The organism is Acinetobacter sp. M5A5_2a (assembly GCF_053345265.1).
In genome coordinates, this window is sequence record NZ_JBKEZV010000003.1 from 196,743 (window position 1) to 210,550 (window position 13,808).

Annotated in this window: 12 protein-coding genes; 2 read left to right on the top strand and 10 right to left on the bottom strand. The window is 37.0% G+C overall.

Features of this window, described 5'->3' with window-relative positions; translation table 11 throughout:
- Nucleotides 1-15: 15 nt before the first annotated feature.
- Both ACLBWE_RS05510 and ACLBWE_RS05515 read right to left on the bottom strand, forming a co-directional pair.
- The gene (locus ACLBWE_RS05510; protein WP_447601623.1) at nucleotides 16-1,062 is read right to left on the bottom strand and encodes an NAD(P)H-dependent flavin oxidoreductase; all 1,047 of its coding nucleotides are present in this window, start codon (nucleotides 1,060-1,062) and stop codon (nucleotides 16-18) included.
- 117 nt (nucleotides 1,063-1,179) lie between these two features.
- Nucleotides 1,180-1,881: a VIT1/CCC1 transporter family protein gene (locus tag ACLBWE_RS05515; RefSeq protein ID WP_133747112.1), complete on the bottom strand. Its 702-nt coding sequence runs from the start codon at nucleotides 1,879-1,881 to the stop codon at nucleotides 1,180-1,182.
- A gap of 249 nt (nucleotides 1,882-2,130) precedes the next feature.
- Here ACLBWE_RS05515 and ACLBWE_RS05520 point away from each other — a divergent pair, with 249 nt between their 5' ends.
- Both ACLBWE_RS05520 and wecB read left to right on the top strand, forming a co-directional pair.
- A complete protein-coding gene (locus tag ACLBWE_RS05520) occupies nucleotides 2,131-3,351 on the top strand; it encodes a tetratricopeptide repeat protein (RefSeq protein ID WP_198495333.1) in 1,221 nt (406 codons plus the stop codon).
- A 1-nt stretch (nucleotide 3,352) separates the two neighbouring features.
- Nucleotides 3,353-4,495 carry a non-hydrolyzing UDP-N-acetylglucosamine 2-epimerase gene (gene wecB / locus ACLBWE_RS05525; RefSeq protein WP_198495334.1) on the top strand — a complete coding sequence of 381 codons (1,143 nt, stop codon included), beginning with the start codon at nucleotides 3,353-3,355 and terminating at the stop codon, nucleotides 4,493-4,495.
- Here the strand turns inward: wecB and ACLBWE_RS05530 are convergent.
- From ACLBWE_RS05530 to ACLBWE_RS05565, 8 genes are all read right to left on the bottom strand, one after another.
- The gene (locus ACLBWE_RS05530; protein ID WP_447601626.1) at nucleotides 4,480-5,400 is read right to left on the bottom strand and encodes a hypothetical protein; all 921 of its coding nucleotides are present in this window, start codon (nucleotides 5,398-5,400) and stop codon (nucleotides 4,480-4,482) included. The two genes, wecB and ACLBWE_RS05530, sit on opposite strands and share 16 nt — an antisense overlap.
- Complete coding sequence (locus ACLBWE_RS05535; RefSeq protein WP_347019672.1) at nucleotides 5,378-7,222, bottom strand: hypothetical protein; 1,845 nt, start codon at nucleotides 7,220-7,222, stop codon at nucleotides 5,378-5,380. Before ACLBWE_RS05535 ends, ACLBWE_RS05530 begins: the two co-directional genes overlap by 23 nt.
- Nucleotides 7,223-8,473 carry a glycosyltransferase family 2 protein gene (locus ACLBWE_RS05540; RefSeq protein ID WP_045429674.1) on the bottom strand — a complete coding sequence of 417 codons (1,251 nt, stop codon included), beginning with the start codon at nucleotides 8,471-8,473 and terminating at the stop codon, nucleotides 7,223-7,225. It lies immediately after the preceding gene.
- A complete protein-coding gene (locus ACLBWE_RS05545) occupies nucleotides 8,460-9,356 on the bottom strand; it encodes a hypothetical protein (RefSeq protein WP_151744637.1) in 897 nt (298 codons plus the stop codon). The genes ACLBWE_RS05540 and ACLBWE_RS05545 overlap by 14 nt, the downstream gene beginning before the upstream one ends.
- On the bottom strand, nucleotides 9,356-10,099 hold the full coding sequence (locus tag ACLBWE_RS05550; RefSeq protein WP_151744638.1) for a hypothetical protein: 744 nt from the start codon (nucleotides 10,097-10,099) through the stop codon (nucleotides 9,356-9,358). Before ACLBWE_RS05550 ends, ACLBWE_RS05545 begins: the two co-directional genes overlap by 1 nt.
- 192 nt (nucleotides 10,100-10,291) lie before the next feature.
- Nucleotides 10,292-11,734 (bottom strand): cryptochrome/photolyase family protein, encoded by a 1,443-nt coding sequence (locus ACLBWE_RS05555; protein ID WP_348949028.1) that lies wholly within the window; start codon nucleotides 11,732-11,734, stop codon nucleotides 10,292-10,294.
- Between the two features lie 117 nt (nucleotides 11,735-11,851).
- On the bottom strand, nucleotides 11,852-12,334 hold the full coding sequence (locus ACLBWE_RS05560) for an FKBP-type peptidyl-prolyl cis-trans isomerase (RefSeq protein ID WP_003650377.1): 483 nt from the start codon (nucleotides 12,332-12,334) through the stop codon (nucleotides 11,852-11,854).
- 136 nt (nucleotides 12,335-12,470) lie between these two features.
- Nucleotides 12,471-13,757, bottom strand: a complete 1,287-nt coding sequence (locus ACLBWE_RS05565; RefSeq protein WP_447601630.1) for an NAD(P)/FAD-dependent oxidoreductase — start codon at nucleotides 13,755-13,757, stop codon at nucleotides 12,471-12,473.
- Between the last annotated feature and the right edge of the window lie 51 nt (nucleotides 13,758-13,808).

The window sequence follows — 13,808 nt, forward strand, 5'->3', positions numbered from 1 at the left end:
TGGCTTTTTAAGGTCTTACTCATCTTCTAATATTTCTACTACTAACTGATTAATTAGATCAGCAGCATCTAGTTCTCTTATCTGCGATACATTACTACCTGCCCAAAAAGCACCATATCCATAGTCTTGATGTTTGCTTGCAATCGCATTTAACTGTTTCGCTAAATCATAGGCATATGGATATTCTGGTTGAGGTGGGCGATTTGGTAAATCAATTTGTGTATGCCAGTGGTTCAATAGACCACGGGCTGGACGACCGGAAAGACTCGCACTGATTTGTGTTACTGGTTCATTAAATAAAGCTTTACGATATTCAACAGATGCATTGGATGATCGACATTGAACAAAAGCGGTCCCCAGTTGAACAGCCGCAGCACCTAAGCTCAACATATGCCGCGCTTGTGCTCCATTCATAATCCCACCGGCGGCCACGACAGGCAACTTGCAGTGTTTTACAATAAGCTGTACTAAATCGCTAGTTTTAATTGCTGCATCAAAGGTTTTATTAAAGATTCCACGATGACCACCTGCTTCAATACCTTGAGCAATAATAATATCTATGCCAGCAGCTTCAATGGCTTGCGCTTCAACTAAATTCGTAGCAGAAACCATTGTTAAAATTCCTGCATTTTTTAAAGCCTGAATTTGATGAGAATAGGGAATGCCAAAATGGAAACTAACAGCTTTAGGTTTTGTTTCTAATACGATATTTAAAAAGTCATCATTATCAAGAAAACTTGGATAAATGCAGTTTAAATTTTGAGGAGGTTGCTCACCAAACTTTTCAAATTGAGGACGTAAATATTCAATCCATTGTGCTGAAGTTTGAGGATTAAGTTGCTCTGGTTGATGGCAGAAAAAATTAACCTGAAAAGATTTCTCTGTAAGTGTTTGGGTTTTTAAAATCTGTTCGCGCGCACTTTGTGCCGTGTTTGCTCCGAGTCCTAATGACCCAAGTCCACCTTGATTAGAAACTTCCGCGGCAAGTTCGGGGGTAGATACACCTGCCATGGGCGCAAGAAAAATTGGATGTTTAATTTCAAGTTGTTGTAACAGGGTCATTTTATTCACCTCATTTCTTTATGTTCACCATAACGTGGAATTTGAATCAAGAGCAAATAATATTGGCTATTTAGTTTTTAAATATTTAATTATTGAATGTTCATAAGTTCTATTTTTTTAAAGTGGAGTAACGTTAAATAATGAGCCAATCCAACTTGAAAAAGCCATTGCTAGAATACCCCACAATGTAATGCGTAAACTGCCTTTAAGTTTAGAAGTACCTGCAAAATAACTTGAAAGGGCGCCTAAGATAGCTAAAGCAATAATCCCTGTAACGAGAACACTTTGCATAATTAAATGTTCAGGAGTAAATAAGATTGCGAGCATCGGAAAAAAAGCGCCAAAAGAAAACGATGCGGCGGATGAAAGAGCGGCTTGAACTGGGTTTGCAGCCGTATTTTCATGAATACCTATTTCATCACGGGCATGCGCACCTAAAGCATCATGTGTTGTGAGCTGTATCGCAACTTCTTTTGCTAACTCACTTGAAAGCCCTCTAGAGATATAAATTTGAGTTAACTCATCTAATTCTTTCTGAGGATATTTTTTTAATTCTTTTTCTTCAATTGCTAAATCTGATTTTTCAATATCTTCTTGAGATTTAACGGAAATATATTCTCCGGCAGCCATTGAGGTTGCACCAGAAATTAATCCGGCAATACATGTAATTAATAGAGTGTGTGAGTTGGCTCCACTAGCTGCCATGCCCATAATTAAGCTAGTGACGGAAATAATTCCATCATTGGCCCCTAATACGGAAGCTCTTAACCAGCCTGAACGGTGAATAGCATGATGTTCTACATGATGTGGAAAAGCCATAATTTTTCCTTATAAATTCTTTATAGATGCTATGAAATTTTACAATTTATTGATCAAAAAATATGTCATTATTATAGAGAGTTTAGCGATAAGACAGAATAGATCAATAATAAAAACGGAGACTAAATTATTTATATAAAACATCGTTAACCTAAATTAACGATGTAACTCATTATTTTTAATTATGATATTTATTGACCATTTAAAAAAATTGACCCCTAATAACTCTAATTTACTGTAGAGGTGGAAATGAAAAATAGCAAAACAATAAAATCTCTAACCCGTTCCTTTATCGTTATCGGTTCGCTTTGTCCAACTTTAGGCTTCTTAACTATTGAAACTACATTTGCCCAAGAAATCGTTAATCAAGAATATAAACCTGGTAACCCGATTTATGATAAATGGGACCAATTTTATAAAATTGAGAAGACTCAACCTGAAAATGCGGAGAAGTTATTATTAGAACTCGGAGAGATGACACCACAAGATATTAAGGTATGGAAAAGTTTAACCTATTTACAGATTAGATTAGGTAAGCAAGAGGCTGCTTTACAAAGTCTAAGAAAAGCAGAGGCATTAGATCCAGCAGATGACACTTTAAAATTACAAGAAGCTTATCTGCTTAATTCTCAGAAAAATAATAAAGAAGCTTTGGTAGTTTTCAAAGAACTTACACAATCTAAAGATGCTGATATTGCCAATAAAGCCACACAAGCTGTAAAAAACCTGAGTGGAGGAGAGGTGAAAACTTATTTCCGCGATGTTTATTTTGCGCCTTCATATGAGTCACGTTATGACGATGTAATTTTCCCACTCAAAGCTCGTTATGGTAAGAACTTTGATAATGGTCGAGCACAAGTGTATGGCTTTTTAAACTTAAACCGTGACACTCAATCTCAAGGCGGGGTACGTCCTGAAATTATTGATGAAAATGCAGTGACGCTAGGAATAGGGGCTAATTATCAACCTTGGACTTCAATCCCTGTGCGTGTATATCTAGAAGTTGGCGGAAGTTACGATCTGATTGACCGTAATAGAGATAAATTTCGTGAAAGTGTAGTGGGTGGCGTTACGGGTTACCAAGAGTGGAATTCTCAAAATAATTGTAATAATTCACTTTGCTTTAATGATTATTTCACCGACTTGTATGGTAACGCGGCAACTTATTCTAGAGAAGATTATAACGTTATTGGGGATTTACGATTACGTACGGGGTTGAATGTCTATAAAGGCGAGAATGGAACTGTCCAAGCTTATGTGAAATTGCATGGCTTAGCCGATAGTAAGGATGAATATTACAATAATTTATTTGAATATGGCCCCGGTATTTCGTGGCAGCCTTTTAATTATCAACCTATAAAATTACGGATCGAACGGCTATATGGCAATTATTTTAAAGATGTGCCAATAGATACAAAAGATCATTACAACAATACTCGAGTAGAACTCGTCTTTTATAAGGATTTTTAAAATGAAGAAAATTTTTATATCTATTGTATTTGGAACCCGTCCTGAATTAATCAAACTTGCCCCTGTTATTTTATTGGCAAAAAAAGATTCGCGCTTTCAAGTTGAGGTTATTTTTACGGGGCAGCATGATGAGTTGGTAAGGGATGCAATAGATTTCTTTGGGGTTGAAATTGATCATCGTCTTAAAATTATGAATGCTGGACAAAGTCTTAATCAGTTATTAATACATGGTTTGAGTCAAATTGAACAGGTATATACAGATGGTCAGAAAAGAGATGCAATTGTTATTCAGGGCGATACAACGACTGTTTTAGCGGCAGGCTTAGTCGCGTTCTCTATGAAGATTCCAGTTGCACATGTCGAGGCTGGTTTACGTTCTTATGATTTAGACCATCCTTTTCCAGAAGAAGGAAACCGTCAGTTAGTTTCTCGTATTACAAAATGGCATTTTGCTCCTACTGAACAATCAAGACGGAACTTACTCAATGAACAAATATCGCCAGAACTCATTACTGTTACAGGCAATACGGTTGTAGATGCTGTGTATTTAGGACGTAAATTAATTTCTGAAAAATCGGGTTTGAAAAATCAGCTTGAACCTTATGGAATTCAATTAAAGCAAGATGACAAAGTTGTGCTTATTACGGCTCATCGCCGTGAAAACTTTGGTGAAGGAATTCAAAATATTTGTAATGCAGTTGAGCATTTAGCGAAGGGGCACCCTGACTTACATTTTATTTGGCCAGTTCATTTAAACCCTGCCGTACATGATGTAGTACATGATAAATTTAAAGACCATGCTCAAATCCATCTTGTTAAGCCGCTAGATTATCCAAGTTTATTGGCAGTTATAGACCGATCTACTTTTATTTTGACCGATTCGGGTGGCTTGCAAGAAGAGAGCCCATCATTTAATAAGCCCGTTTTAATCTTGCGAGACACCACAGAAAGACCTGAAGTTGTTGAAGTTGGAGCAGGTGTTTTGGTCGGGACCAGCCAACAAAGAATTATTGAAGAAGCTGAAAAGCTACTCACCGACCAACAGCACTATGAAAAAATGGCGCATGTAGAAAATCCATTTGGTGACGGGCAAGCAGCTCAACGTATTCTCGATCAAATTGCGCAATCTTATGAGTTAGCATAATTATGAGTTAAAGGTTTATTCTCACTTACGGAGGTATTCTTACCACCATAAGTGAGGCGATACCACAAGCTCACAATATTGACGCACCAGCGGTTCATATAGTGAGGACCATCAAAAATATAGACAGTTTTTCCTTCATATGCTTTCAGTTGAGAAATAATTTCCCAAGGATAGGCAGCTCTAAATTGTCCATTTTTTTTAACTCTAAAGGCTTCTAGCACTATAATTACTTTATCTTTTCCAAGCTTTTGTTCAAGTTGGTCTAAAATATGTTTGGCTTGCTGAGGGGACCTTACACCTACGCCAACCCCGTCTTGGAAGAAAACACCGTTATGTTCTGGTAACCAGCTTTTAACCCATAAATCATAATGTTCGGGTTCGCGTTCACCACTATAAATACTCACCCAGACTGGTACTGGAAGTTTAGTTAAAACCTGACCTAAAGCACTTACTCTCAACCATGTTGGATCTGCTTCCACGGGAAAATAATAACCTTTAGGCACCGTTTTTTGCTCTTTTATAATTTCGGCAGATTTTTCCCCTAACTCAGTTACATTTGCCCGAGCTTTAGGTTCATTATATTCACCTGCTAAGCCCAATATTAGATTTTTAGCCCATGGCTCTTGTTTAATTTTTTCTAAATTAATTGCTTTTTCCCATTGAGGAAAGTTTGATTCTTTCCACCATGATTTAGACTCAACAACAGACCATTGAGGGACAAATGTGTTAACACCCAAATAGTGCCAGTTTCCCTCTGGTGGGGTCGTGTTATTGTCGGGCTGCCAGAAAATTCCTTCAATATGTGGGGCTTGTCCTTGATGTTTGAACAACCCCGCATAAGCTATAACGCTACATATAATTAAAATAATAAAAGCAGCTATTTTAATTGGTATCTGTTTTTTCATTATTTCGTCTTAACCAGTACCACAAAAAGATAATTATTATCATAATTGCAGATATAATCACAACTAATAAGAAGAAAGAAGATTGTTGGACTAAAGGTGCTTTTTGATTTCCGACAATGAGCTTTTGTAAAACATAAATATTTCCATTTTCTGAAACCAGCATTTTTGTCACGTTATTTGGAATTTTATGCTGTATTTTTTCCCAAAGATGCATAAAGCTTTGTGCACCACCTTCTGAGTCGGTAATCACATCAAAACGGTTATTGTTATAGCTCACAATAAAACCATTAACAGCAGCAGGTGCATAAATAATATCTTGATGCATTAATACCTGTTGTCGATAAATATCTTTATTCACACGAACATTTATTGATTGAGGTGCACTCGGTGTATAGCGAACTAGGTTTAGAGGGATAGGGGCTTGTGTTAACAACATTTTTTTAGCAACTTGACCCATAATAATAGCAATATTTAAAGCACCAGATTGATCATCAATAGCAATGGTTGGGGTCGTTGCTAAAGTCATGGAAATTGCGGCTACGCCATTTTTGAGTTTATGTGGCAGTTTTACAGTAGATTTGGCTGTATCGATCCAGAGTGAACCATGGGCATTGGGTAAACACTGAGAACTTGCGATCACTGAGTTTTCAAGTTTTAGGCTGAAATTGGTTGTATTTGAAATCGCTTTTGCAAAAATATTGAATTGTCGGTTTACTGGATCTGAAGCAAGGTCAGCTGTTTTCATACTTCCTGCGAGTCCTCCATCAATCCAGGCTGTAATATTTGAACCTTGTAATAAACCACTTTGAATGCGAAGAGCGATCTGTCCTTGCAAAATATCAGTGGGTTGCCATACAGCTGGGAAATCAAGAAATAAGTTTTTTTCAGCATGATTCAATCTGAAATCTTCAATGCCTAAGTCTGCGAGTGTATTAATTTTTTTAAATTGGGCCCAAGGTGGATTAGAGATCGTAGTTGGGAAAATTGCACTTCCTGTATTCAGTTGCTGTATATAAGATGGATTAATGAGTCCATTGATGGCCGCAGTGAGTTCTTGTGGGGTGTGATAGGTAATTGAAAGAGTCGGCACGCCTTCTGCTGGTTTTGCAATTTGTACTAAGGCACCCCCTTTGAGTGGCGTAGCTGAGCGAATCACTTCAATAATAAAATTTGTTTCAGGGTTTAAGTTTATTTGACCTGAATCAACCCATTCAACTGGTGTTATAGAGCCCCATGAGCTTGCTAATCTAGCGAGCATAGAAGCTTCTGTAATTTCTTTACGGTTATATTTTAAAATTCCAACAAACGGTGTAGGTCGTCTAGCTTGCGGGTTAAATAAGGCATCAGGTAAGTAATTAAGCTGATAGTTATTTCTGATTGATGTAAAGTCGAGCTGAGAATTACTTAAATAAGTTAAATGATCAATGTCTTCGGTACAGAACGTTTCTTTGGTTTGATTCAAAGAAGTGGGCTTAGAATATTGCTGAATAATGAAATCTAAGCGATGGAAACCGCTTTGACTTGGTGGAATATCAAATTTTAATTGTCCATCGCCATTAAGTGTCGCGTTATAGATGAGTTTATCATCATATTTTACTAATAGGGTTGTATCGCTTTCAGTAGAATAATCACTTGAAAACTGCATGTTTTTCCAATCTGCACCTTTTCCAATATAGAAAAAATGAGGTTCCACTGTATATTTTGTGGATGTGCTAATGTCATCAAACTTCCATGTATTTGCATGAACAGACATGGCTAGCATAAGGCTGGTGCTGGCAAGGAGCACTTGTGCAGTTTGGTAAAGATCAAAAGTCTTTTTCATTTATTTTTTCTCCTTGCTACGTTCCGTTTTGTACCATTGAAGGGAGTTGCCCTGTATTTTATTTTTAAGCATGTCATATGCGGCTTTAAATACAATAAATAGAAATATTTGTGAGTAAGTTACATAAGATAAAACCGAGTAAAAATAGAGTTCTGGTTTGGCCCTTTCTAAAGATAAGGTAAACCACATTTGTGCAACGTACAGGCAAAACGAGAGGCCCCACAGTAATGTGAATGGACCAGGAACTGAAATACCTGCAATACCTAGTAACCCAAGGGCTAAAGTAATATGACTCCAGAATAACGCGGGTACGAAAAGTACGTAGCACATAATGTTATTCAGAATTTCAATTCCGATAGGAAAAGGTGTTCTTAACGCTACAGGTAAATATTTACGAGTCACATAAAAATTACCTTGAGTCCAACGTGAGCGCTGTTTAATAAATACACTCAAAGATGGTGGATCTTGCTGCCAACCAATTGCGTAGGGTACCCATTTAATTCTTTTTTGGCCGATAAAAATCCTAAAACTCATTTCAGTGTCATCGACCAATGACTTTTCATCAAAACCACCCAAGGTTTCTAATGCATCACGCCAAATGACATAGTTCGTACCCATTAAAGTCGATAGCTCAAAGCGTTGCCAACGTCCGCCTTGAAAAATCCATTGGAAAAAGATGAACTCAATGGCAATAAAGCGAGTCAAAATACTATCTTGCCAATTACGGGTTCTTACTTTGCCATTTACAGCCACTAATTTTTTATCGGCAAGTAAGGTTTGAGCTAATAACCGTACGCAATCGGGTTCAGGTGTGCTATCTGCATCATAAACAACAATGAGTTCACCCTTGGCATGGGGTAAGCCATTATTAAGCGTTCTAGATTTACCTTTGCCTCCCATTCCTTTGGGAACGTTGACAATTTTTATGCACGGATAAATCTGTGCTAGATTTTCGGCAATTTCTAAGGTGTTATCTTTAGAACCGTCATTAATGAGCAAAACTTCATATGCTTCGGCTGGATAATCCTGTTGAGCGATTGCATGTAACGTATCTTCAATCACTACGCCTTCATTGTAGGCAGGAATCAAAACACTCAAAACAGGCCATCTGTCTGGTATGGGAAGATTCTGTAACTCTTTTTCTGCCGTTTTTGAATATTTCCAAGCCTGATAGCTTAACCATGCCCAAAACGCTTGCGGAATCCAGATTCCCAAAAAACCAAATAGGAAGAGAATATCAATGGGAGCCATTTGATTTAACCCTCCTAATAATAGACGAGATCAGCAATAACAATAAAATCACCCCGATTACCAAGGAGATCCATGAAATATAGCTGCCGAAGGTACCAAGAAGGTCAGGATAGGTACTGGTTAAAATCAAATCGAGTGGAACTACGACTGTGCTTAAACCAATAAAAATGTATCCAATAAAACTAGTTTTTACATGTTCGGGCGTACTTATGTAATTGATATGATTAAATCGCCATGATATTCCCAGTTGAGGGTATCGAATATTTGTGGTTGGTAAATCAGCAGGAGGATTGATAATAATTTCATAACCCGAAACATGACCATCAAAACTTTTAGCCGAATAAAATAAGTGCTGTTTTTGTCTAATCTCTCTAGAGGGTAGGGGAAGTATCGAAGGATTGAACTGAACAATATAGCTGCCCGCAGTTTGTGAAATTAGGTTTTCATCCCAACCTGTAGAAACAAACGCAGCCATTGGTCGTAATCCAATTGCGGTTGAAAATGTCGCTTTTGCTGGAAAATATTTAGGTTGTTCAGGTTTGAAAAGTACAATAGGAATTGCACCTTGGGTGACAGCTTCTTTTAATAAGAAGTAATGAGAAAAGCTAAAAACCTCATCCGGTAATATGATGCCGGGCTTTATACCTGTATGAATAAGCCTTTGAAAACTATCCGAACTAATCTGGTCAATTGTAAAGACAGGCCACCATGTATCCTGTGATGGGAAAAACATGGAAAGGTCATTAATACGCTGAACTTCAGTTTTTGTTTGTTCAGCTTTAATTTCACAATGATAATATTGACGATAGAACTGCTGCAAAGTGCCATCTGGATATTGGCTAGATGCAATAATAATTCCACAAATATTAAGAAGATTAGACATTAAGTAATCTCCTCTTCAGGTGGAATCTGAATAACTTTATATTCGACTTCAAGCCGCAAAGTCATAATTTCTTTTAGCTTTTTAATAAATTCAGGTTCTTCTTCTGTTTTTTGTTTACGAATAACAATGCTGTATATCGTTTCTAGATCATCATCTGCAAACTGGAAAACAATTTCTTGGGGATGATGCTGGCTCAAAATTTTAATCATTTCATTTTGAGTGGTTTTCCATACATCATCGCCTAACATTTCTTTAATTAAGCTTCGGTTGAGAATTCTAATTTCAAAGACTTCATAGTCTTGTATGTGATGATGATCAAGAAGTTTAAAGAAACTACGTTGAAAATACTTGAGTGCGCTAAGCGGGAAAATATCACGGCGATAATTTCGATCATAACTCTGTATGTCACGATATTTTTGAACGTTAATTTCAATATTGTGGCGTACAGCACTAAGGAAAAGAGGAATTAGGGGAATAATAAAAAGTAAAAGGAGCTGACGCTCAATATGTGTTTGTGCCCCTAGGTCGAGTAAAAAATATACTGCAACGCCTACGAAAGCGAGTAAGCCAACAATTAAAGATGCGCCGACTTCTAAAAAAGCACCAGAAATTAAAAGAATAAGGATAAAAATCCAGCTTCCTCTAAAACTTACAGGCAGCCACTCATACGCCACCATTCCCATAAAGAGGTGAGCTGCGATAATCCATAAGACGAGTGTTCTTCCAGGGTTCTTTTGTTGCATGCGCTCTCTGGCTACCTTTTTTGTAATGTTAATTTTTATACTTTTCTAATGAACTGTGATCTTTTTTGAGGTTATTGTTGTGTTTATCCTTTTATAAATCCCTTTAGTATTATTTTTAGAGTAAAGTCACAATATAGTCAAATATTGTTATTATTTTTAATTAAAAATAAACAGATAAGACCTAATTCTTATCTAAATACTCTTGAATGTTTCAATTGCTTTAATACGAGTTTCTTTTAAGTCAACAATTGGTTTTGGATAATTCAATTGAAGATTAGTTTTAGTTGAGTAGGGTTCATGAATTATTTTATTGTCTAGATGAGCTAATTCATTCACCCATTGACGAATATAATCTCCATTTGGGTCAAATTTCTTAGATTGAGCAATAGGGTTAAAAATTCGGAAATACGGTACAGCATCAGTTCCAGTCGATGCACACCATTGCCAGCCACCATTATTCGCAGCTAAATCACCATCGATTAAGTGTTCCATAAACCATTGTTCACCAACTCGCCAATCGATGAGTAGGTTTTTACACAAAAACATAGCGGTAATCATGCGGACACGATTATGCATCCATCCTGTTTTTTGTAGCTGGCGCATGCCTGCATCAATAATCGGTATGCCTGTTTGACCATTTTGCCATGCGACCAAATGCTCTTGATTATTTTCCCACTTAATATTTTGAGTATTTTTCTTAAAAGGATAGTGTTTAGAGACGTGCGGAAAATCAAATAAAATATGTTGATAAAATTCACGCCAAAGAAGCTCATCTAACCATGTTTGTTGGCCTTCATTTGATAGATGAAAGTTGCCATGTTCAGCTCGAAAAAGGGCTTGTAAGCATTGACGGATAGATAAAATTCCAAGATTTAAATACGGAGAAAGTTGGCTAGTTCCTTTTACATTTGGAAAGTCACGTTCTAATTTATAATGAGATAAATGATCCTCAATAAATAAATCGAGCTGCTCCAGAGCAAAATCTTCTCCAGTCGGCCATAAATCTTGTTGGTCTTTAGAAATAGATGAGTCAAAAAAAGCTTTGATATCATCTAGACTTAAACTTTTTATATTTAAATCAGATTCCGGTTTGGCTTTTTGCTTTTCAGGAATTGGATAGCACTGGGGCAAACCACTTATATCTAGTTTTGAATAACAAGCTTTTTTGAATGCACTGAAAACTTGATAAGGTTGCTGTGACTGATTGCGAATGGAACGTAAAGGGAAAATCGTACGATCATGAAATAAAAAAAGCTCTTTACTCTGCTGATTTAAAGCTTGTTGTACAGTTTTATCTCTTTTCAACTCATTCACACCTACTTCTATATTTGAGTAAACATTTTCGATATTGAGTTGTTGAGCGAGTTTAGAAATATAGTCTGCAATATCTTTCCAGTAGGGAATGACTTGAATGATAAGTGGAATATTAAGCTGTTCTAATTCTTTTTTAAGTTTTTGAAGCTGACGTAAATAGAAATTAATTTTTATAGGCGCATCGTGATGTATTTTCCATTGCTCAGGCGACAAAATAATTAACCCAATCGAGGGGCCTTGCTGGCAGGCATGCCATAATGCAGCATGATCCCGAACTCTCAAATCCTGACGAAACCAAATAAGCTGATTTACGTTTGACATGAAAGATACCCTTATAAAGTTGAGTGAGTTAGAGGTTTGTTATCCAGATATTATATAAAAATAAACACATAAAAAAAGCAAAGCCGAAGCTTTGCTCTTATCATCTCTAAAGATGAATTAGTGGTGATGACCACCAGCACCGTGTACGTGACCGTGATCTAATTCTTCTTCAGAAGCTTCACGGATTTCTACGATTTCAACTTCAAAAGTTAAATCTTGACCAGCAAGTGGGAAGTTAGCATCAACAACAATGTTGTCACCTTCAACCGCTTTAACAGTTACGATCTGTACGCCGTCGTCTGTTTGCGCTTGGAATTGCATGCCAGGTTGAATGTTCTCAACACCTTGGAACATTTGAGCTGGAACTTCTTGAACTAGGTCTGGGTTGTATTCGCCATAACCTTCAGCTGCTGGTACATTAACAGTAAATTTTTCACCAACAGTTTTACCTGTTAATGCATTTTCTAAACCAGGAATGATATTGCCTGCACCGTGCAAATAGGCAAGTGGTTCACCTTGAGATTGATCAAGTGTTTCACCCTCAGCGTTTGTTAATTTGTAGTGGAATGAAACCACGTGGTTATTTGCAATAGCAGTCATGTTTTTGATCCATTCAATCAATTAAAGCGTACATCATAAAGTGAAAAATAAATTTTGTAGACTACAAAATTTGAATCTTTAACACTTTTATATAATGCGTTTTTATCTAAATAGGGATGAACTTAAAAAATTCAACTCAATATAGTTTAATTTTTGGACGTACACGTCTTGTAAGTAAATCTTTCATTGTGAGTAGTCCAGCCTGTGTGTATCCGTGAATCGTTGCTTGATGTAAACGATATAAAGATACGTACATGGTTTTGGCAATATAACCTTGCACACTTACATCGCCAAGTAATTCTCCAACGGCTTTATTACGGCTTAAAGACACAAGCGAACCTTTGTCGTTAAAGCTAAACATGGGTTGTGATCGGCCATTAAGTCGAGCAGCCATAGCATCGACTAAAAAGCTCGCTTGTTGGCTTGCAACTTGAGCACGCGGGCCAAGTGGAGGGTGTCTTGCATCAAGTTGGCAACGGGCGCAATCACCAAAAGCAAATACATTTGGGTCGGAATAGGTTTGTAATGTTGCGTAGACCATCAGGCGGTTAATATTATCGCGTTCAAAATCAGTAAAGCTTTCTAAAACTTTAGGTGCTTTTACACCAGCAGCCCAGACGGTAATATCACTTTTTAATTGATCACCATTACTAAAATAGATGGAATGCTCATCAATTTTTTCAACGCGATGTTTTGTTAAAACTTCAATGCCCATTTTTTTGAGCTGTTTTGCACTATGCTCAGCCGTTTTTTCACTTAGAGCAGGTAAGATACGCTCAGAAGCTTCAATGAGTGTAATTTTAACTTGGTTGGGATGAATCTTTTTTAAACCATATCGATAAAAGTTTTTAGTAGTTTCAATTAACTCGGCAGCAAGTTCTACACCTGTTGCACCAGCACCCACAATCCCAATATTTAAAGTCCGCTGATTTGGCTGATTTTGAGCTTCAATATACAGATGTAATAAATCTTGCTGAAAAATATCGGCTTGTTTTCTGCTGTCGAGGAAATGACAGTTTTCACGTACGCCCGCTGTATTAAAGTCATTTGACACAGAACCAAGTGCTAAAATAAGCGTGTCATAACTCAGCTCTTGTGGATGAGTTTGTTGATCCTTAGAAACTTGAGGGGGAATTAACTCAATTAATTTTTTATCTTTATTGACCCCAACTAATGTACCTAGTACAAATTCATAGTGATGCTTTTCTGCATGGGCAAAATAGTTAGTTTGTTCTTCGTGTGGATTTAAAGATCCGGCAGCAATTTCATGAAGCAAAGGTTTCCAGATGTGCGTCAGGTTTTGGTCAATTAACGTAATCTTCGCTTTATGAGTTTTCCCAAAAGTTTCACCGAGTTGTGTCGCAAGCTCTAAGCCTCCAGCACCACCACCAACAATTACAATATGATGTAAATTTTGGGTCATTTTTATCACCTAATTATTTTTCTATAAAAAAAAGATGGCTGAATTATGCCA